The organism is Streptomyces sp. NPDC048639 (assembly GCF_043199075.1).
Classification (GTDB): domain Bacteria; phylum Actinomycetota; class Actinomycetes; order Streptomycetales; family Streptomycetaceae; genus Streptomyces.
Genome location: NZ_JBICVP010000005.1, coordinates 210,243 through 229,848, shown reverse-complemented (window position 1 = coordinate 229,848; position 19,606 = coordinate 210,243). Strand labels below are relative to the sequence as shown.

General features: G+C 71.8%; 20 protein-coding genes. 7 read left to right on the top strand and 13 right to left on the bottom strand.

All coding sequences use genetic code 11. The annotated features are described in order from the left end of the window. Positions 1 to 106: 106 nt before the first annotated feature. Entirely contained in the window at positions 107 to 841 is a 735-nt protein-coding gene (locus ACGFNH_RS15905; RefSeq protein ID WP_393653962.1) for a L,D-transpeptidase family protein, read from the top strand. A 28-nt stretch (positions 842 to 869) separates the two neighbouring features. Here ACGFNH_RS15905 and ACGFNH_RS15900 read toward each other — a convergent pair whose 3' ends face one another. Together ACGFNH_RS15900 and ACGFNH_RS15895 are read right to left on the bottom strand one after the other, a co-directional pair. Further along, a complete protein-coding gene (locus ACGFNH_RS15900; protein ID WP_393653960.1) occupies positions 870 to 2,363 on the bottom strand; it encodes a Gfo/Idh/MocA family protein in 1,494 nt (497 codons plus the stop codon). Between the two features lie 138 nt (positions 2,364 to 2,501). After that, the gene (locus ACGFNH_RS15895; RefSeq protein ID WP_393653958.1) at positions 2,502 to 3,086 is read right to left on the bottom strand and encodes a TetR/AcrR family transcriptional regulator; all 585 of its coding nucleotides are present in this window, start codon (positions 3,084 to 3,086) and stop codon (positions 2,502 to 2,504) included. A 115-nt stretch (positions 3,087 to 3,201) separates the two neighbouring features. Here ACGFNH_RS15895 and ACGFNH_RS15890 point away from each other — a divergent pair, with 115 nt between their 5' ends. Further along, positions 3,202 to 3,642 carry a 4-oxalocrotonate tautomerase family protein gene (locus ACGFNH_RS15890; protein WP_393653956.1) on the top strand — a complete coding sequence of 147 codons (441 nt, stop codon included), beginning with the start codon at positions 3,202 to 3,204 and terminating at the stop codon, positions 3,640 to 3,642. A gap of 354 nt (positions 3,643 to 3,996) precedes the next feature. Continuing rightward, the gene (locus ACGFNH_RS15885) at positions 3,997 to 4,506 is read left to right on the top strand and encodes a PaaI family thioesterase (RefSeq protein WP_393654476.1); all 510 of its coding nucleotides are present in this window, start codon (positions 3,997 to 3,999) and stop codon (positions 4,504 to 4,506) included. Positions 4,507 to 4,686: 180 nt separating this feature from the next. Here ACGFNH_RS15885 and ACGFNH_RS15880 read toward each other — a convergent pair whose 3' ends face one another. After that, positions 4,687 to 5,145 carry a MarR family winged helix-turn-helix transcriptional regulator gene (locus tag ACGFNH_RS15880; protein WP_393653954.1) on the bottom strand — a complete coding sequence of 153 codons (459 nt, stop codon included), beginning with the start codon at positions 5,143 to 5,145 and terminating at the stop codon, positions 4,687 to 4,689. A 95-nt stretch (positions 5,146 to 5,240) separates the two neighbouring features. Here ACGFNH_RS15880 and ACGFNH_RS15875 point away from each other — a divergent pair, with 95 nt between their 5' ends. Then, complete coding sequence (locus ACGFNH_RS15875) at positions 5,241 to 7,073, top strand: ABC transporter ATP-binding protein (protein ID WP_393653952.1); 1,833 nt, start codon at positions 5,241 to 5,243, stop codon at positions 7,071 to 7,073. Positions 7,074 to 7,148: 75 nt separating this feature from the next. Here ACGFNH_RS15875 and ACGFNH_RS15870 read toward each other — a convergent pair whose 3' ends face one another. The 6 genes from ACGFNH_RS15870 to ACGFNH_RS15845 form a co-directional block, all read right to left on the bottom strand. Beyond that, positions 7,149 to 8,279 (bottom strand): FAD-dependent oxidoreductase, encoded by a 1,131-nt coding sequence (locus tag ACGFNH_RS15870; RefSeq protein WP_393653950.1) that lies wholly within the window; start codon positions 8,277 to 8,279, stop codon positions 7,149 to 7,151. 38 nt (positions 8,280 to 8,317) lie between these two features. Then, a complete protein-coding gene (locus tag ACGFNH_RS15865) occupies positions 8,318 to 9,526 on the bottom strand; it encodes an LLM class flavin-dependent oxidoreductase (protein ID WP_393653948.1) in 1,209 nt (402 codons plus the stop codon). Further along, entirely contained in the window at positions 9,526 to 10,566 is a 1,041-nt protein-coding gene (locus ACGFNH_RS15860; protein ID WP_393653946.1) for an ABC transporter substrate-binding protein, read from the bottom strand. Before ACGFNH_RS15860 ends, ACGFNH_RS15865 begins: the two co-directional genes overlap by 1 nt. A 53-nt stretch (positions 10,567 to 10,619) precedes the next feature. Further along, positions 10,620 to 11,390, bottom strand: coding sequence for an ABC transporter ATP-binding protein (locus tag ACGFNH_RS15855; protein WP_393653944.1), 771 nt, complete (start codon positions 11,388 to 11,390; stop codon positions 10,620 to 10,622). Further along, a complete protein-coding gene (locus tag ACGFNH_RS15850) occupies positions 11,363 to 12,178 on the bottom strand; it encodes an ABC transporter permease (protein ID WP_393653943.1) in 816 nt (271 codons plus the stop codon). The genes ACGFNH_RS15855 and ACGFNH_RS15850 overlap by 28 nt, the downstream gene beginning before the upstream one ends. A gap of 279 nt (positions 12,179 to 12,457) precedes the next feature. Beyond that, positions 12,458 to 12,541, bottom strand: coding sequence for a putative leader peptide (locus ACGFNH_RS15845; protein WP_393654474.1), 84 nt, complete (start codon positions 12,539 to 12,541; stop codon positions 12,458 to 12,460). 153 nt (positions 12,542 to 12,694) lie between these two features. Here ACGFNH_RS15845 and ACGFNH_RS15840 point away from each other — a divergent pair, with 153 nt between their 5' ends. Then, positions 12,695 to 13,117, top strand: coding sequence for a secondary thiamine-phosphate synthase enzyme YjbQ (locus ACGFNH_RS15840; protein WP_393653941.1), 423 nt, complete (start codon positions 12,695 to 12,697; stop codon positions 13,115 to 13,117). A 15-nt stretch (positions 13,118 to 13,132) separates the two neighbouring features. Here the strand turns inward: ACGFNH_RS15840 and ACGFNH_RS15835 are convergent, their stop codons facing one another. The 3 genes from ACGFNH_RS15835 to ACGFNH_RS15825 all read right to left on the bottom strand — a co-directional run bounded on the left by ACGFNH_RS15835 (position 13,133) and on the right by ACGFNH_RS15825 (position 15,442). Next, positions 13,133 to 14,053, bottom strand: a complete 921-nt coding sequence (locus tag ACGFNH_RS15835; RefSeq protein WP_393653939.1) for a D-alanyl-D-alanine carboxypeptidase family protein — start codon at positions 14,051 to 14,053, stop codon at positions 13,133 to 13,135. Between the two features lie 99 nt (positions 14,054 to 14,152). Further along, entirely contained in the window at positions 14,153 to 14,848 is a 696-nt protein-coding gene (locus ACGFNH_RS15830) for an HAD family hydrolase (RefSeq protein ID WP_393653937.1), read from the bottom strand. Between the two features lie 114 nt (positions 14,849 to 14,962). Further along, a complete protein-coding gene (locus ACGFNH_RS15825) occupies positions 14,963 to 15,442 on the bottom strand; it encodes an Lrp/AsnC family transcriptional regulator (RefSeq protein WP_393653935.1) in 480 nt (159 codons plus the stop codon). A 286-nt stretch (positions 15,443 to 15,728) separates the two neighbouring features. Here ACGFNH_RS15825 and ACGFNH_RS15820 point away from each other — a divergent pair, with 286 nt between their 5' ends. Together ACGFNH_RS15820 and ACGFNH_RS15815 are read left to right on the top strand one after the other, a co-directional pair. Next, positions 15,729 to 17,240, top strand: coding sequence for an FUSC family protein (locus tag ACGFNH_RS15820; RefSeq protein ID WP_393653933.1), 1,512 nt, complete (start codon positions 15,729 to 15,731; stop codon positions 17,238 to 17,240). 148 nt (positions 17,241 to 17,388) lie between these two features. Continuing rightward, positions 17,389 to 18,468, top strand: coding sequence for a lactonase family protein (locus ACGFNH_RS15815; RefSeq protein ID WP_393653931.1), 1,080 nt, complete (start codon positions 17,389 to 17,391; stop codon positions 18,466 to 18,468). A gap of 127 nt (positions 18,469 to 18,595) precedes the next feature. On the opposite strand, the gene ACGFNH_RS15810 is transcribed toward ACGFNH_RS15815, so the two are convergent. Beyond that, positions 18,596 to 19,564 (bottom strand): sirohydrochlorin chelatase, encoded by a 969-nt coding sequence (locus tag ACGFNH_RS15810; protein ID WP_393653929.1) that lies wholly within the window; start codon positions 19,562 to 19,564, stop codon positions 18,596 to 18,598. Positions 19,565 to 19,606 lie beyond the last annotated feature (42 nt).

The window sequence follows — 19,606 nt, the reverse complement described above, 5'->3', positions numbered from 1 at the left end:
GAGCCGTGCAAGGTTCGCGCCGACGGCAGGCCCGTATCAACCGAATTTCCTCGCTCAACGTCACCGCGTGCGGCGGCCGCCGTAACGGAGTGGGAGCATGGGGTCCATGCGCATATCGGGGTCTTTGCGGGCAGGAGCCGTCGCCGTGGCCGGGATCGCCCTCCTGGCGGGCTGCGGCGGCACGGACAGCGGCCGCGGCGAGGGACGGCACGACGCGGGCGGACACCGGGCCGGTGCCTCGCCCGTCGCGAACCTCAAGCGCATACCGGGCCTGGGGGAGCGACTCCGGTCACGCATCCCGGCCGAGGCGGGCCAGGTCGTCGCGGTGTACGGCCGCGGCCGGAACTCGGCCGATGCCACCGTCGTGCTGTGGACGAAGAACGGCGGAAGCTGGGACCGTACGCGCAGTTGGACCGGGCACAACGGCAAGCGCGGCTGGACCACCGATCACCGCCAGGACGACAAGCGCAGTCCCGTCGGCGTCTTCACCCTGACGGATGCGGGCGGGGTCCTCCCCGACCCCGGCCCCGGCAAGGGGCTGCCCTACAGCCGTTCCGCCGCGTTCGCCGCCCCGCGCTCCTGGGCCGAGTCCCACTGGCACGACTTCGACTACGTCATCGCCATCGACTACAACCGGGTCAAGGGCACGGCCCCGAACGACCCGACGCGCCCCGAGGGCCAGGCCAAAGGCGGCAGCATCTGGCTGCACATGGACCACGGCAGCGGCACCTCGGGATGCGTGAGCCTGTCCAAGTCCGGGATGGCGTACCTGCTGCGCACCCTCGACCCGGCACGGCACCCGGTCGTCGTCATGGGCGACCGGGCCCATCTGACGGGCTGAGCGGGGCACTTGGGGGGAAGGAAGGCGGCTACGCCCCGGGCTTCTCCGAGTCCATGCCCGGCCGGGTCGCCTTCCACAGGCCGCGCGTGAAGTCCGGGATCTGCTGCGGCGCGCCCTTGGCCTTGATCGAGGCATGACTCAGCGGTACCGGCGCGGTCCAGGTGGCCGCGTCGTACACGTCGAAGTCGGGGACCAGGCCGAGCTGCATGGTCTGCATCAGCCGGAAGACCATGATGTAGTCCATCCCGCCGTGTCCGCCGGGCGGATCGGAGTGCTCCTTCCACAACCAGTGGTCCCACTCGGCGTACCGGGTGAAGTCACCCCACTCGTCGTCGGACATCTCCGGCTCGAGATAGATCCGTTCCGGGTAGTCCTCGAAGACGCCCTTGGTGCCGCCGAGGATGTTCAGCCTGCTGTACGGGTGCGGGTTGGAGACCGCGTGCTCCAGCCGGATGACCCGGCCCTTCGCCGTCTGCACCAGGCTGATCGACATGTCGCTCTCGATGTACGACTCCTTCCAGCTCGGGTCGCCCGGCGGCATGTGCTCCTTGCGGTAGGCGGCGAGACCCAGGGACGGGGATCCGAACGTGCTGATGCGTACGGCACGGTCGCCGCGGTTGACGTCCATGTAGTTGGCGACCGGACCGAGTCCGTGGTTCGGATAGAGGTCGCCGCGCAGACGGGTGTGCCACAGCCGCCGCCACGGGCCCTCGTAGTACGCCGGATCGAACATCAGGCCGCGCAGATCGTGGATGTACGCCCCTGCGCCGTGCAGCAGATCACCGAAGAGGCCGGCGTGCGCCATGCGCAGGACGCGCATCTCGTTCTTGCCGTAACAGCAGTTCTCCAGTTGCATGCAATGGCGCCGGGTGCGCTCCGAGAGGTCGACCAGCTCCCACAGTTGCCGCATCTCCAGCGCGACGGGACACTCCACGCCGACGTGCTTGCCGTTCAGGAGCGCCGACTTGGCCATGTCGAAGTGCCACTCCCAGGGCGTGGCCACATAGACGAAGTCGAGATCGCCGCGCTCGCACAGCTTCTCGTAGTCGTGGTCGCCCTTGGTGTAGAGAGCGGGGGCGGGCTGTCCGGCGGCGGTCACCTTGGCGGCGGCCTTCTCCGCCTTCTCCCTGACCGGGTCGCACAGCGCCACGACGCGTACGCCGGGTATCGCCAGGAACAGGTCGATCATGCTGCCACCGCGGTTGCCGAGGCCCACGATGGCGATCCGAACCGTGCTGCGCCGCTCGAACGGTACGCCGATCATGGTCTCGCCCTGACGCGCGGGCCAGTGCTCGTCCGTCGTCCCGGTGGCGTCCGCCTCCGCGGGGGCGGCAGCGGCGGCGGGACCCGCCCCGAGGCCGGTGATCCCCATGCCGAGACCGGCACTTGCGGCTCCGGCGCCCCACAGGACGGAGCGGCGGCTGACCGAGGACGGCGCGGTGACGGCCTCGCCGGTGTGGTGATCGACGCGCTCACCGGCGTGGTCGCCGGCGCGATCGTCGGGCGGTGCTGAGTCGTTCATCGGACCTCCAGGCAGGCGGATGGACGCGCTGGCGCACGGGAACTTCCGAATATCCCGACTGGACCCTGGCGGTTGCCGCCGACGCCGCGCAAGGGGACCGATCGGACACCGATTGGACTCTTCGCGCGGGTAGTTGGACTAGTGGTCGATCGCGGCGGCGACCAGCGCCTGGAGCTGCTCCGCGGTGCGGTCGAGCGGCTCGATGCTGCGCTTGGCCCGGCACAGGGCGACCGTGCCCTCGACCGCGGCGACGACGAGCGTGGCGATCTGCTCGGCCTGCTGCGCATCGGCTCCGTGTTCGCGCAGGGAGTCGGCGAGCAGGGATTCCCAGGCGCTGAAGGCCTCGGCCGCTGCGGTGAGCACGGCGGGGGTCTCGCCCTCGGGGGGCTCCTCGATGGCGACGGCGAGGACGGGGCAGCCGGCCCGGAAGTCCGTGCCGAGGACGGTCTCACGCCACAGCGCGAAGAAGGCGCGAAGCCCGGCGACGGGGCCCGCCGCGAGCTCGCGCCGCAGCGTACGGCTCACCATGTCGCCCGCGAACCGTACGGCCTCCGTGGCCAGTTGCTGCTTGCCGTCGGGGAAGTAGTGGTACGTCGAGCCGAGCGGCGCGTCGGCGTGCTTGGCCAGGGTGCGGACGGTGGTGGCGTTCAGCCCGCGGCGGCGGATCATGTCGGCCGCACCGGCGACGATGCGCCCGCGGACGTCCTGGCTCGGCTGGACCATTGCGCGTTCTCTCCGATCACCGAGGACTGGCTATGACGGTCGTCATAGTCTAGCGTGGGGTTTTCTATAACGGTCGTCATAGCGGAGGAGTCCTCCGCGCCAGAGGAGTGCAGAGATGCCGTTCATCCAGCTCACCGCCCCCGAGGGCGCCCTGACCCCGGAGGGCCGCGAGACCATCCGCACCACGCTCGCCCGGCTGCTGCTGCGCTGGGACGGTGCCCCGGACACCGCCTTCTTCCGCTCCGTGACGTGGACGCAGTTCGACGAACTCCCGCCCGGTGCCCTGACGGCGCTGGAGGACGACGAGCCGAGGTTCCGTGTGGACGTTCGCGTCCCTGCCGGTGCTCTGTCCCAGCGGCGCAAGGAGGGACTGATCGGCGATGTCACCGCCGCCGTGCTCAAAGCGGCCGGGCTGAGCGAGGCCGACGCACTACGGATCTGGGTGCTCGTGCATGAGCAGCCCGACGGCACCTGGGGTGCGGGCGGAAACGTGGTGCGCTACGCCGATCTGGTCGCCCTGGCGGCCGACGGGCAGGACGGCGGCGGCGCGAGCTGACGACGCAGCGACGCAGCGGCGCGAGCTGACGACGCAGCGACGCAGCGACGCAGCGACGCAGCGACGTTGCGACCCTGCGACGACGCAACGCCGCCGAGCGTGGCGGCCCGGCTGCTGCCCGGGCCCTGTACTTGACCGCACGTGTAAGAACGTAAGAACCGAGGAGCCTCCCCATGGTCGAAGTCCTGGAGCCGAGCGAGGAGTTCGGGGTGGTCGGCAGTGCCTGATGCGGTGGCCGGCGGTGTGGGCGGGACCGGAGGATCGTCGGCCGTGCCCGCCGCGGCCGGGCCGCCCGGCGGGGCGGGTCGGTATGACGAGGCGGATCGGTATGACGAGGCGGGTCGTTCGGGCGGGGTGGGCCCGCACGGCGCCCGGACGCGGACGTACCAGTGGGACGACCCCACGGTCATCGCGGACGCGGCGAGGAGGATGAGCGGTCTGGAGATCGTGCGGTCGCTGCTCTCCGGCGATCTGCCGGCGCCGCCCATCACGCACACGCTCGGGTTCCGGATCACCGAGGCGGAGCCGGGCCGTGTGGTCTTCAGCGCCGAGGCGGCCGAGTACATGTACAACCCGATCGGGTCCGTGCACGGCGGCGTCTACGCGACGTTGCTGGACTCGGCCGCCGGCTGCGCCGTGCACACCCTGCTTCCCGTGGGTGCCCGCTACACCTCACTCGACCTGTCGGTGAAGTTCCTCAAGGCCATGACCACGGAGACCGGTGTGGTGCGGTGCATCGGCACCGTCACCCATCTCGGGCGGCGCACCGCGCTGGCGGAGGCGCGGATGACGGACGGGAAGGACCGGCTGCTGGCCACGGCGACCAGTAGCTGTCTGGTCACTCCGGCCCCGGGGCCGGAGTGAGCGCCGAGCCCTGCTGCTGAAGGTGGCCCTCGGCGCCGTACATCAACGCCGTGCATCAACGCTGTACATCAACGGGGTGCATCAACGGCGGGTATGCACCGGCGGCGTCGATGGCGGGCGTCCACCGGTCGGGCGTGGGCGAGCGGTGGGGCGCCGGTGCCCCCGCAGGGGCGGGGCCGTTCAGCAGCGGCGGTCGGGCGCGCAGGTCAGGTCCGCCAGCAACTCCCCGAGCGCCGCGCGCTGTTCGGTGCTGAGTGGCGCCAGGATGTCCTCCGCCGCGGCTCTGCGAGCGGTGCGCAGGGCCTTGAGTGTCGCCCGGCCCTCGTCGGTCACCTCGATGCGCACCACGCGACGGTTGGCGGGGTCGGGGACACGGCGCACCGCTCCGTTCGCCTCCAGTGCGTCGACCAGCGTCGTGACCGCCCGGGGGACCACCTCGAGCCGCTCGGCGAGATCGGCCATCCGCGGGGGCTCCGGGAACTGCGTCACCGTCCGCAGCAGGCGGGACTGCGCGGGGGTGAGTCCCAGGGGCTCCAGATGCCGCTTCTGGGCGCGGTGCATCCGCCGCGTGAGTCGCAGCAGTTGCTCGGCGAGGGCGCCGTCGGCGTCGGTGCCGGGACCGTCCTGGGGGGAGCGCATGGCGTGAGCGTATCAGGACCATGTTCATTGTGAGTGTAGGTAACAATGAGCTAGGCTCTCCTCGTCACCGCCGGACGACGTCACCGTAGGAGCCCATGAAGCACGGCGAAACCGACTGGACCCCACCACCCCCCGATCCCGAGCAGCCCGCCCAGGTGCGGCGCATCCTCCGGCTCTTCCGTCCCTACCGCGGCCGGCTCGCCCTCGTCGGGCTGCTGGTCGCCGCCTCCTCGCTGGTCGCCGTGGCCTCGCCGTTCATGCTGCGCGAGGTGCTCGACACGGCCATCCCCCAGGGGCGTACGGGGTTGTTGAGCCTGCTCGCGCTCGGCATGATCGCCGCCGCCGTGGTGAGCAGCATCTTCGGCGTGCTGCAGACCCTGATCTCGACGACCGTGGGCCAGCGGGTGATGCACGATCTGCGCACCGCCGTCTACGCCCGCCTCCAGCGCATGCCGCTGGCCTTCTTCACCCGCACCCGCACCGGCGAGGTGCAGTCCCGTATCGCCAACGACATCGGCGGCATGCAGGCGACCGTGACCTCCACCGCCACCTCGCTGGTCTCCAACATCACCAGCGTGGTCGCCACGATCGTCGCGATGATCGCGCTGGACTGGCGGCTGACCGTGGTCTCCCTGGCCCTGCTGCCGGTGTTCGTGTGGATCAGCCGCCGGGTCGGGGACGAGCGCAAGAAGATCACCTCGCAGCGGCAGAAGCAGATGGCCTCGATGGCCTCGATCGTCACCGAGTCGCTGTCCGTGAGCGGCATCCTGCTGGGCCGCACCATGGGTCGCGCGGACTCGCTGACGGCGTCGTTCCGTGACGAGTCCGAGCGCCTGGTCGACCTCGAGGTGCGGTCCAGCATGGCGGGGCGCTGGCGGATGTCCGTCATCGGCATCGTCATGGCCGCCATGCCCGCGGTCATCTACTGGGCCGCGGGAACGGCGCTCCAACTGGGCGGCCCCGTCGTGTCGCTGGGCACCCTGGTCGCCTTCGTCTCCCTCCAGCAGGGCCTGTTCCGGCCGGCGGTCGGCCTGCTGTCCACCGGTGTGCAGGTGCAGGCCTCGCTCGCGCTCTTCCAGCGCATCTTCGAGTACCTCGACCTCCGCGTGGACATCACCGAACCCGCCGAGCCGGTGCGCCTGGAGACGGTGCGCGGCGATGTCACGTTCCAGGACGTGCACTTCTCCTACGAGGACACGAGCGGCGGCGGCTCGGCGACACTCAGCGGTATCGACCTCGCCGTCCCCGCGGGCAGCAGCCTCGCCGTCGTCGGATCCACCGGATCGGGCAAGACCACCCTCAGCTATCTGGTGCCCCGGCTCTACGACGTGACGGGCGGTCAGGTACGGCTCGACGGCATCGACGTCCGGGACCTCGACTTCGACTCGATCGCCCGCGGCGTCGGCGTGGTCTCCCAGGAGACCTACCTCTTCCACGCCTCCATCGCGGACAACCTCCGCTTCGCCAAGCCCGACGCGACCGATGCGGAGATCGAGGCCGCGGCGCGGGCCGCGCAGATCCACGACCACATCGCGGGTCTGCCCGAGGGGTACGACACCCTGGTCGGCGAGCGGGGCTACCGCTTCTCCGGGGGCGAGAAGCAGCGGCTGGCCATCGCCCGGACGATTCTGCGCGACCCGCCCGTCCTCATCCTCGACGAGGCGACCAGTGCCCTGGACACCCGTACCGAGCATGCCGTGCAGCAGGCCATCGACGCGCTGGCCCGGGGGCGCACCACCATCACCATCGCCCACCGGCTGTCCACGATCCGGGAGGCGGACCAGATCGTCGTGCTGGACGGCGGGCACATCGCCGAGCGCGGGACGCACGGCCAACTGCTCGCCCTGGAGGGGCGGTACGCGGCGCTGGTGCGGCGCGCCGCCGAACGCGCGCCCGCTGCAACGCCCGCCGCAACGCTCGGAGGCTGAGGTCCGGGTGAGCCCGGCGTAGCGACCCCGGGACCCCCGCCGTCCCTGCCGTCCCTGCGCCGCGGCGCCGCGGTGTCAGGCGACGGACACGGCCGCCGGACGCTCGTCGCGTTCCAGCAGCGCCAGGATCTCCCGCACCGCGGACCTGCCGAAGCGGTTGGCGCCGATCGTGCTCGCCGACGGCCCGTAGCCGACCAGGTGGACCCGCGGGTCCCGCACCGCCCGTGTGACCTCGACGCGGATCCCGCCGCCCGGCTCGCGCAGCCCCAGCGGCGCCAGATGGCCGATCGCCGCGCGGAATCCGGTGGCCCACAGGATCGCGTCCGCCTCGACCGCCGTGCCGTCCGCCCAGAGGGCGCCGTCCGGGGTGATGCGCTCGAACATCGGCCGACGCACCAGCACACCCCGCTCCCGCGCCTCCCGCATCGCCTCGGTGAGCGGCAGCCCCGTCACCGACACCACGCTCTGCGGCGGAAGGCCCTGCCGCACCCGCTCGTCGACGAGCGCCACCGCCGCCCGGCCCTGGTCCTCGCCGAACGGGCCGTCGCGGAAGACCGGCGGCCGCCGCGTCACCCACGTCGTCTCCGCGGCCACCTCCGCGATCTCCAGCAGATGCTGGACCCCGGACGTGCCGCCGCCGACGACGATGACGCGCTCACCCGCGAAGTCCCATGGCCCGCCGTACTGCGCGGTGTGCACCTGCCGTCCGCGGAAGGTCTCCTGACCGGCGTAGCGGGGCCAGAACGGGCGGTCCCAGGTGCCCGTGGCATTGATCAGAGCACGGGTGTTCCACACCCCGGCCGAGGTCTCGACGCGCAGCCGGCCGCCCTCGCCCTCCCGTACGGCCGTCACGTCCACGGGCCGGTGCACCCGCAAGCCGAAGGTGTGCTCGTAGCGTGCGAAGTAGTCGCCGATGACTGCGGAGGACGGCAGCGACGCGTCCGCTCCGATCAGTTCCATGCCGGGCAGCGCGTGCATCCCGTGCACCCTGCCGTACGTCAGCGTGGGCCAGCGGAACTGCCAGGCGCCGCCCGGCCGCGGAGCGTGGTCGAGTACGACGATGTCGCGGTCCGGCGCGTATCCGGCCTGTCGCAGGTGGTAGGCGCTGGACAGGCCCGCCTGCCCAGCGCCCACGACCACGACGTCGACCTCGGTACCGACTTCGGTCTCGGTGCCGCGTACTCTCTGCGCCCCGGAGTTGTTCACGCTTCCACCAACTCGGCCGGGGCTCCGAATCTTCCCGCTCAGCGGCCCCCGGCCACCAGCAGCGGTGCGCCGCCCGGCGCGGAGGCGGGACGCCCGTTCGCGGCGGGCACCCCGAGCAGCGGCGAGGCGGGGACCCGCGGCAGCAGCCCGCGCTCGGCCAGCAGCGGGGTCACACCCTCCCCGAACCAGTACGCCTCCTCCAGATGCGGATAGCCGGAGAGTATGAAGTGCTCGATCCCGAGCGCGTGGTACTCCTCGATACGGTCCGCCACATCTGCGTGGCTGCCGACCAGCGCAGTGCCGGCCCCGCCGCGTACCAGGCCCACTCCGGCCCACAGGTTCGGCGAGATCTCCAGCTCCTCCCGCGAGCCCCCGTGCAGGGCACGCATTCGCTGCTGTCCCACCGACTCGCTCCGGCCCAGTGCCTCCTGCGCCGCCGCGACCGTGTCCGCGTCCAGGTCGTCCAGCAGCCGGTCCGCGGTGGCCCACGCCTCGCGCGCCGAGTCCCGCGAGATCGTGTGCAGCCGGATGCCGAAGCGGACCGTCCGCCCGCGCTCCTCGGCCAGGCGGCGGATCCACGCGATCTTCTCCTCGACCTGCTCGGGGGGCTCGCCCCAGGTGAGGTAGACATCGGCGTGCCCGGCCGCAACCGGTCCCGCCGCCGCCGAGGAGCCGCCGAAGAAGATCTCGGGGAGCGGGTCCGGAGGCAGCGCCGTCAGACCGCCGTCGACCGTGTAGTGCTCGCCGTGGAAGTCGTACGGAAGCCCACCCCACACACCCCGTACGACCTCCAGGAACTCGGCGGTGCGCGCATAGCGCCGGTCATGGTCCAGGTGGTCGCCGAAGCGGCGCTGCTCGGTCGAGTCCCCGCCGGTGACCACATTGAGCAGCAGCCGGCCCCGGGTGATCCGCTGGTACGTGGACGCCATCTGTGCCGCGAGCACCGGCGAGATCACTCCCGGACGGAAGGCGACCAGGAACTTCAGCCGCTCGGTGTGCTGCGCCAGGGCGACCGTGGTCAGCCAGGCGTCCTCGCACCACGTCCCCGTCGGCGTCAACACGGCCTCGAAACCGAGCTGTTCGGCCGCCTTGGCGATCTGTGCCAGATAGTCGATGTCGGGCGCGCGGACCCCGCTGACGGGGGTGATGCGCGACCGCCGGACCCCGCCGTCGGTGTAGGCGTGACGGTCGACGAGCGTCCGCCCGTCACCGCCGGTGGGCAGGAACCAGTGCAGGCGTACGGTCATCAGGACTTCTCCTCGAAGGTGCGGGCGGGTGTCGTGGACGGCGGCAGATCGCCGTTGAACCGGGTGTCGACGAAGTCGCCGAAGTCGAACCGGCCCGGAATGAGCTTCAGTCGGGCGAAGGTGTCGGCGATCTCCTGCTCGGAGGCGATCGCGGCCTTGTCGACGGAGACGGGTACCCGTGTGCCGTTGCTCCGCTTCACCGCGTCCAGCGCCACCTCGTAGGGCAGCTTGGTGTCCTTCGCCCAGACCTTCGCCCACGCCTCGGGGTGCTTGTGGGCCCAGTCCTGGGCTCGGCGCAGCCGCTCGACCAGGTCGCCGATGGCGGCGGCCTTCTTCTTGTCCTTCAGGGCGCCGGGGGCCGCGACCTGGAAGCCGAGGCCGTTGACGACGCCCTGCCCGTCGGTGAGCACCCGGCCCTGCTTGCTGCGCAGCACCTGGGAGGTGTACGGGTCCCAGACGGCCCAGGCGTCGACCTTGCCGCCGTTGAACGCGGCCAGGGCGTCCGCCGGTTGCAGATAGCTGACCCGTACGTCCTTCAGCGTCAGTCCGGCCTTCTTCAGGGAGGCGACGAGCTGGTAGTGGGCCGAGCTGCCCTGCGCCACGGCCACCGACTTGCCCTTGAGGTCCGCGGTCTTCTCTGCCGACGAGTCCTTCGGCACCAGGATGGTGTCGCCGCGGGCATGCCCACGGGTCGCGGCGATCACCGAGATCTTCGAGCCGGCGCCGGCGGCGAAGACCGGCGGGGTGTTGCCGACGGTCCCGGTGTCGACGGCGCGTGCGTTGATGGCCTCCAGCAGTGGAGGCCCGGAAGTGAACGTCGACCATTTGATCCGGTAGTCGAGATCGTCGAGTTCACCGGCGGCGCGCAGGATGGCCTCCGAACCACCCTTCTGGTCACCGACGTTGAGGGTCAGGGACCCCTTGCCGTCGATGCCGCCGCCCGTCCCTCCCGAGGAGTCGTCGGCGGAGGACGCACCGGAGCAGGCGGTGAGGAGCAGGGCGAGCGGGAGAAGAGCGAGGGGGACGGTACGTCGTCGCATGGGCTGTCCGTTCGGTTGGTGCGGGGTAAGGGAGGGGGCGGGGTGACAGGGGGTCAGGCGGCCTTGTGCGCCGGGCCGGGCTCCGTGACGCCCAGCCGGTCCAGCAGCCGGGCGCGCAGTCCGGCGAACCGCGGGTCGGCGATGTCGCGAGGCCGCGGCAGGTCCACGGGCGTCTCGTACGCGATCCGGCCCTCGTCCATGACCAGGGCGCGGTCGGCGAGCAGCAGCGCCTCCTCGACGTCATGCGTGACCAGGAGGACGGCGCAGCCGCGGCGCTGCCACAGCTCCGCCACGAGCTGCTGCGCCTTGATGCGGGTGAGGGCGTCGAGTGCCCCGAACGGCTCGTCGAGCAGCAGCAGATCGGGCTCGCGGACGAGGGCGCGGGCAAGCGAGGCGCGCTGGGCCTCGCCGCCGGAGAGTGTCTTGGGCCATGCGTCGGAGCGGTGACCGAGGCCGACCTCCTCCAACGCCCGCTCCGCCACGGCTCGTTCGGGACGGCCGGGCAATCCGAGCATCACATTGCGCCATACCCGCTTCCACGGCATGAGCCGTGGCGCCTGGAAGGCGACGGCCCTGCGGCGGGGGACCAGAACGGTGCCGTCGATCTCGCGGTCGAGTCCGGCGAGCACGCGCAGCAGCGTGCTCTTGCCGCATCCGCTGCGCCCGAGCAGTGCGACGAACTCGCCCGGGCGTACATCGAGTTCGAGGCCGTCGATCACCGGCCGGCCGTCGAAGGCGCGGGTCAGGCCCGAGACCCGTACGGCGGTGGTGGCGGTAGGCGGGTCGGGGGTGCAGGTCACCGGCCGGTGAACGTCGGTCGCCATTGCAGCAGCAGCCTTTCGAGAGTACGGACGGCGAAGTCGGCGAGCAGGCCGAGGAAGGCGTAGACGATCAGGCAGACGACGATCACGTCCGTCCGCAGGAAGTCGCGCGCCTGGATCATCAGAAAGCCGATTCCGGCGTCCGCGTTGACCTGTTCGGCGAAGACCAGCGCCAGCCAGGCGATGCCCAGCGAGTAGCGCAGCCCCGTCAGCGCGCTGGGCAGGGCGCCCGGCAGGACGACATGGCGGACGAGCCCCCAGCGGGACAGCCCCAGGGACTCGCCCGCCTCGATGAGTTGCGCGTCCACGCCGCGGATGCCCGCGTAGACGTTGAGGTAGAGGGGGAAGGAGACACCCATCGTGATGATGGCGACCTTCGGGGCCTCGCCGATGCCGAACCAGATGATGAACAGCGGGATCAGCCCGACGAACGGCACCGTGCGCAGCATCTGCACACTGGCGTCCACCAGGTCCTCGCCGGCCCGGAACAGGCCCGCGAGCAGCGCGAGGGAGGTCCCGACGAGCGTCCCGAGGAGCAGCCCCGCCGCGACGCGCTGCAGCGAGACCCCCATCGCGGACGTCAGCGAGCCGTCGGCGACGAGGTCGGAGGCCACCTGCGCGATGGTGCCGGGGGAGGCCAGTACGTCGGCCGAAAGGACGCCTGTGGCGCTGAGCACCTGCCAGAGGACGAGCAGGAGGAGGGGGCCGGAGGTACGGCGCAGCCACCGGGGGACGCGGGCGCGGCGGGCGGTGGTGGAGGCGATGGGTTCGAGATCGGTGGACGTTTTCATGGGTTGTGTTGATATATCCCGCCGCGTGAGATGCGGCGGGGCGTGGCTGATGGTCATGAGGGCTCCACGGAGGACGGGAGAGACGGTTACGGACGGCCGGGTACGCGTCGGAGCCCGGGCACGGATTCAGCGCAACACGGCGTCAGCGCAATGCGGTTGGGCATCGCGGCACGGGCGACGTGGGCGCGGAACGGCGCACGGAGCCGGAACACCTGGGACGGGCCGGGCAACACGTACGAGAAGCAGGCCGGATGACGGCCGGAGGGGAATGACGGAACGTCAGCAGCCGCGGGGACAGGCGGCGGAGGCCACCCGCAGCAGGTCGATGTGACCGCGCGTGGTGAGCAGGGCTGAACGTGACATGCCGTGGAACGTAGCGAGAGGGGGTGGGCGGGGTCAATGCCGTCTCGCCACGCGGACGGAGGATGCCCGCCGAGTCGGCGTCATGCGGACGCGCAATGCCACCGCGTCGGCGTCACGCGGACGCGGTGGCATTGCGTCGGAGAGGATGGAGACATGTCCGATGCCTTCACCACCCGCATGATCGATGTCGCCACCGGCTCTTCCGAGACGGTGCACGACCTGACCCCGGCCTGCGAGAGCTTTCTGCGCGAAGCGGCGCGGGACCGCGACGGGCTGCTCCATGTGTTCGTGCCGCACGCGACGGCTGGTGTCGCACTGATCGAGACCGGCGCCGGCAGTGACGACGACCTGTTGGCCGCGCTGCACGCGCTCCTGCCCGCCGACGACCGGTGGCAGCACCGCCACGGCAGCCCCGGCCACGGCCGGGACCATGTACTGCCCGCGATCGTGCCGCCGTACGCGACGGTGCCCGTCATCGGCGGACGCATGCAGCTCGGCACCTGGCAGTCCGTATGCCTCGTGGATACGAACCGTGACAATCCGGACCGCCAGGTGCGGCTGTCCTTCCTCGGCTGACCCGCTACCCGCGCGTCAGTCGCGCTGCGCGCTCTTGGGGAGCTGGCGCAGCTTCATGGCGGTGTGCGCCCCGTACGCCCAGTCGAGCATCTTCTTGGCGTCCGTGTACCGGTTGGCGTCGTTGAGCACCACGCCCACGATGGTGCGGCTGCCGCGCTTGGCGGCGAACAACAGACACGGTCCCGCGGCGGTCCCGGTCCCGGTCTTTATGCCGATCGCGCCGTTGTAGGAGCCCAGAAGCTGGTTCGTGTTGTACCAGGTGTACGTGCGGCCGTTGGTCGCCTTCTGCTTGGTGCTCGTCGCCTTGACGACGCCGCCGAAGGTGCTGTTCTTCATCGCGTGCCGCGCGAGCTTCGCCAGGTCACGGGGGGTGGAGAGGTTCTTCCCCGTGGGCGAGATGCCGTCGAAGGAGTCGAAGTCGGTCTTCGACATGCCCAGTTCGTCGGCCTTCTTGTTCATCTTGGCGATGAAGGACTTGGTCCGCTTGGCCTTCGTGCTGCCCGTACCGAAGGTGTCGGCGAGCGCGTACGCGGCGTCGCACCCCGAGGGGAGCATCAGCCCGTACAGAAGCTGCCGGACCTTGAGCTTGTCGCCCGTCTTCAGGTCCGCCGTGCTCGCGCCCTCCCGGGCCACGTAGTCGCGGTAGGCCTGCTTGACGGTCACCTTCTTGTCGAGATCGACGCCCCGCGTGTCCAGGACCACCATCGCCGTCATGATCTTGGTGGTGCTGGCCATCTGGCGCCTGGTGTCGGCGCTCTTGCTCCACAGCTTCTTGTTGGGTCCGCTGTCGAGCAGATAGGCGCCCTTGGCGGTGATGCCCGACGGGCCCGCCGCGGCCTGGGCCGTGCCCATCGGCACCAGAACCGTCACGGCGGCCGTCGATGCGACGACCGCCACCCCCCACCGGCGAACCGCCGGTCTGCCCCCTGATGACATTTATGCTCCGTTTCCCTCTTTGTTCGAGTGAACCAGCGCATAATTGCACGTTCTTGCTACCGGAGAGCTTGGTGGGGCCCCGGATTGAGTAGCACTTTCTCAGTGGGCCGAGATCACCCAGTCGAACGCGGCAGCTGGATCGAACTCGCCCTGTCCGCCTGCGAAAAGCAGACCGGCCGTGGCGAAGGCGGGATCGGCGGCCGTCCCCGGCACGTACGGCACGGCGATGCAGCGCATTCCCGCGCGGTGTGCGGCCTCGGCGCCCGGCGGGGCGTCCTCCACCACCACGCAGCCGGAGGGATCTGCGCCGAGCCTGCGGGCCGCCTCCAGGAACACATCGGGTTCCGGCTTGCCGCGCGCGACCTCCTCCGCCGAGACGACCGTGTCCATCAGCGGGGCCAGACCCGTCGCGCCGAGCACCGCCTCGATCGCCGCTCGGGACGACCCCGAGGCCACCGCGGTACGGACCCCGGCAGTGTGGAGCGCGTCGGCGAACGTCCGCATCCGCGGAAAGGCTTCGGTGGAGGCGGAAGCCAGAGCGAGGTAGTGGCGGTTCTTTCCCTGAAGGAGTGCCTCGACCGGGGCGTCGATGCCGTGCTCGCGACTCAGCACCTCGAGCGTCTCCCGCGTGCCGATCCCGATGAAGCGCGTGTGCTCCTCCCAGGTGAAGCCGGTGACGCCGTACTCGGCGAGAAGACGACGCCCCGCCTCGTAATAGTTCGGCTCACTGTCGACCAGCGTGCCGTCGAGGTCGAAGATCACCGACGGGGTACGGGGCGGGCGCGCGGAACTCATGTCCCCAGCATGCAAGAGCAGCCTGCACGAGCCACGCCCGGGGGAGTGCGGGCGGGCGGGCCTGTGGGCGGAGGGCGGAGGGCGGAGCGTGCGAGAGAGGGCGGGCCCTGCCGGTCAGCGGGGCGCCTCCCGCCCCACCGCCTCGACGAGCGGCAGCATCCGATGCGGTACGCGCTCGCGCAGTGCCACCTCGGTGCGGGTCCGTACGACGGCGGGCAGCCGGATGAGCCGCTGGATGACGTCCTCCAGGTGCACGTTGTCGCGCGCCACCACTCGTGTCATGAGATCCCCGCCGCCCGTGATCGAGAACGCCTCGATGATCTCCGGCAGTTCGGCCAGGGCATCGCCCACCTCGTCCAGGTGCCCCTGGGTGACCTCGATGTGCACGAAGGCCAGGACCGGGTGGCCCAGCGCGGCGGGGGACAGCCGCGGCCCCGAGCCGGTGATCACGCCGTTCCGCTCCATCCGGTCGATCCGGGCCTGCAGCGTGCCCCGCGCGACGCCGAGGATGCGGGCGTACTCGCGGGCACTCGTCCGCGGCTGCTCCAGCATGAGCCGCAGGATGCGGGCGTCCAGCACGTCCACGGTGTCCATGGGCCATCGGCCTCCTTTCGGTCCAGGATATGCGCGAGTGGCTGTACCGATGGCCCAGTGGGACCGGGTGCCGGTTGAGCCACTGACCTGAATGATGCTTTCCTTGGCCGAGAGATGGCGCTGCACTGGGGCTGCGCCGGACGGCCAGGAGCCGCTTCCGGACCCCACGCGGCGCCATTTGCCGTGTTCGCGGTTCCGCGAGGCGCGGCCGGTCCGCAGGCGGGCCGACAGGTCCAGCAGGTCGGCGCGTCAGCCGGTTCGTAGGAAAGGAGTGGGGTCCACCCCGATGAAGAGGATGTTCGCGGCACCGGATCCGGGACTGCTGCGGCTGCGCACCTCCGTGCGCGCCGTCATCGGTGTCGGGCTCGCCGTCGCCGCCGCCGAGCTCAGCGGCCTCTCGCTGCCCGCGTCGATCACGGGTGGTCTCGCGGCGCTGCTCGCCCTCTTCAACGTCGCCGACCCCACCGTCCGCCGGCAGATGGTGACCACCGCTCTGCTCCCGGTCGCCGGTCTCCCGGTCCTGACGCTGGCCACGGTGCTCCACGACCGGCCACTCCTGCGCGACGCCGCCTTCCTCGCCGTCGTCCTCTGCGGCGTCTACGCCCGCCGCTGGGGTCCGCGGGGCACCGCGCTCGGCATCTTCGCGTTCATGATGTTCTTCGCCACCCAGTTCCTGGACGCGGTGCCGGCCCGGCTTCCGCAGCTCTACGCGGCGGTGCTGCTGGCCGTCGCCGCCGTGGGCCTGGTGCGCTTCGGCCTCTGGTGCATCGAGCGGCGCACCCCGCCGCCGGCCGCGCCCGCTCCGCTCGCCGGGCGCGGTCTGGCCCGTACGACCACGCGGCAGGCGGTCCAGTGCTTCGTGGCCTGTGCCCTGGCTCTGGGCGTGGGGCAGGCGATCTCCGACGACCGCTGGTACTGGGCCGTCGGCACCGCTTGGTGGATCTTCGTCAACACGGCGTCCCGCGGCGAGACCATGGTCCGCGGGTTCCGCCGGGTCGTCGGTACGGTCGCGGGGATCGCGGCCGGGCTGCTGGTGGCCGTACCGCTGCAGGGCGCGCCCCTGCCCTCCGTCCTCCTCGCCGCCGTCTGCGTCTTCGGGATCTTCTACACGGCCGCGCCCTCGTACAGCTGGATGATGTTCTTCGTGACCGTCATGGCCGGGCTGCTCTACGGGCTGCTCGGCGTGCTCCACCCCGGGCTCCTGGCGCTGCGCTTCGAGCAGACCATGGTGGGCGCGTTCGCGGCCGCCATCGCCGTGGCCGTGGTCCTTCCGCTCACGACGCATGCCTCGACCGACGCGTGGATACAGCGCGCCCTGCTGTGCGTACGCCGCTGCACGGAGGAGGCCGCCCGGCGGCTCGCGGGCGACGCGACCGCCGACCCGTCGGCCCGCGTCGCCGAACTCGAGGTGCTGCTCGGCCGGGTACGGACCTCGCTCGCACCGCTCGTGCACCCGCTCAGCCCGCTGCGGGCGCGCAAGGCACGTGCGTTGCGCGTCATCGAGCTGCTCGACGACTGCGCCCGGCAGGTCCGCGGCCTTGCCGAGACGGCCGGTGACCCGGAGGCCTCGCGCGACGAGCGGCTGACCGCTGCCTGCCGTCGGGTGGAGGCGGCGGTCGAGGGGCTCCTGGCCCCGGCGCCCGAGCGGGCGGCCGCCCCCGCCGCTCCGGCTGCCGAGGCGCACCACCACCCCGGTGTCGAACGGGCGCTGGCGCATCTGCACGCCCTGGAGGGGGCTCTCGCCGGTCTCGCCGCGCCGCTGAGGAGTCATCCACGCGCTCCGCTGACCTCGTCCTGAGCCGCCGCGCCGCCCGTCCTGTGTCGCGGGCCCAACCCGCAGTCCTGACCGGCCGGTTGACGACCGGCGTCTTCGTTCTGGTCTAGACCTACTGCTACGGTCGGGGTGGACGCATCCGCGTCCGCGGGGCGGCGGGCCCGCCCCTGCGATGCGGCGGAAGGGGAACGTGGTGGGCGGAAGCAGCGCGGTGCGGCCGGCACGGGCCTACATCGGATCCTTCACCTCCGCGGGCGGCGACGGCATCACCACGGCGGCCGTCGACCCCGGCTCCGGCGCCCTCACTCCTCTGCACAGCACCGATGACCTCGCCGACCCGTCCTTCCTCGCCGTGGCCGCCGCGGGTGACGTGCTCTACGCGGTGAGCGAGACCGAGAACGGTGCGGTGGCGGCGTTCGACCTCACGCGGGACACCGACCGACGGCCCACGCCCGGCGGCACCGCCCTGGTCCGCGGCCGCGGACCCACCCACCTGGCAGTCGCCGGCGGCCATCTCCTCGTCGCCAACTACGGCTCGGGAAGCGTGACCACGCTTCCGCTCCGCGCCGACGGCACCTTCGACCGAGGCGGTCATGTCCTGCGACACGAGGGTGGAGGGCCGCACCCCGAGCGGCAGGAAGCGCCGCACGCCCATGCCGTACTCCCCGATCCGACGGGCCGGTGGGTGCTCTCCGTGGACCTGGGGACGGACTCCGTCCGCATCTGCGCACTCGACCCCGAGGCCGGGGCGCTGGCCCTGCACCACGAGGTGCGTCTGCGCCCCGGCTCGGGGCCGCGCCACCTCGCCTTCCATCCGCACGGCGATCGCGCGTACGTCATCAACGAGCTGGTTCCGACCCTGACGACCTGCCGCTGGAACGGGGAGACGGGCGAGCTGGTGCCCGTGACGGAGACGGCCGTTCTGCCGGAGGGGGAGGGCGAGGTCACCTATCCCTCGGAGGTGGTGATCGCACCCGACGGCCGCTTCGCCTGGACGGCGAACCGCGGGCACGACTCCCTCGCCGTCCTTGCTCTCGACGGGGAGGGGGACCGGCCACGCCGCGTCGGACAGGTGCCCTGCGGTGGCCGCTGGCCGCGCCATCTGACGCTCGACCCCTCGGGCAGGCGCCTCTACGCGGCGAACGAACGGTCCGGTGATGTCACCTGGTTCGACGTGGACCGGGCCACGGGGATGCCGCGGCGGGCGGGCTCGGTGCCCGCCCCGGCGGCTTCCTGCGTCGTCTTCGGCTGAACCGCCGGCCGGGCACGCGCGCGTACCCGGCCCTGGCCGGTTCGCTGCCGGTTACGGGTCGGTTCGTGGCCGGACCCGGCGGACCCGGCGGACCCGGGATCCGGCGGTCCGCCGACGCCGCGAGGCGTCAGCGGACCGGCGAGGTGCCCTGGAGCTGCGGGTGCGAAATCCCCAGCGCCGTCGCGTACTTGCCGAGGACCAGCCGCCCGATGGTGGGGTAGGCGCCGAGCGGCTCCGCCGATGCGCAACCCGCCTCGTCCGCGGCCGCCTTGAGCAGCCCCTGGGCGACCTCGGGGCCGACCAGGTACGGCGCGAGCGCCAGCTGCGCCGAGCCGGAGTTCCTGAGCTGCTCGGCCGTGTTGGCGATGGCGCCGTCGACGTCGAGGGCCGCGGCCAGCACCGGTACGGCCAGGCGTGCGGCCAGCAGCATGCCGGTGATCCCGGCGGCCTGCACCGCCTCGTCGCCGCCGACCGTGGCGAGGATGATGCCGTCCGCGGCCGTGGCCACGGTGAACAGGCGGGCCCGGTCCGCGCGCGCGAGACCGGCCTCGGACAGACGGACGTGCAGCGCCTCCGCGAGCAGCGGGTGCGGACCGAGGACATCGGTCAGCTCGGCCGCGGTGCGGCTGTCCATCACGGCCTGCCGTATCCGGCGCATGAGCGCGCTGTCCGGGCCGGCCAGCAGCGGGACGACCACGGCGACCGGACCGTCGAGGTCCGGCATCTCCGGCATCTCGGACGCGTCGGCGGCCTCGTCCTCGGAGATCTGCTCACGTATCAGAGCGATGCGCTGGGCACGCTCGGAGCGTTCGGCCGCGGCCTTGCTCAGCACCGCTCCCAGCGAGGGGAACTCCTCGTCGTTCCCGTCCACATAGCCGATACGGGCATCGAGCCCGGGCAGCTCGGAACGCGCGATGCTCAGGACCTCCTCGGCCTGGCTGCGCGTCTCTGAACTGGGCGTTCCGGGAACGGCAAGGACAAGCGCGGGCGCACCCTCGGGAGCCGCCAGCGGCTCAGGTCTGCGGTGCCGCCCGGGTTGGCGGGGACGCGGCATTCGTACGGGCAGGCCGGAAGCAGGCCCTGTGGGGTGGCTCATGGCGCCGCATGCTAATGCCTTTGGGGTCGGATGCGTTCGGGG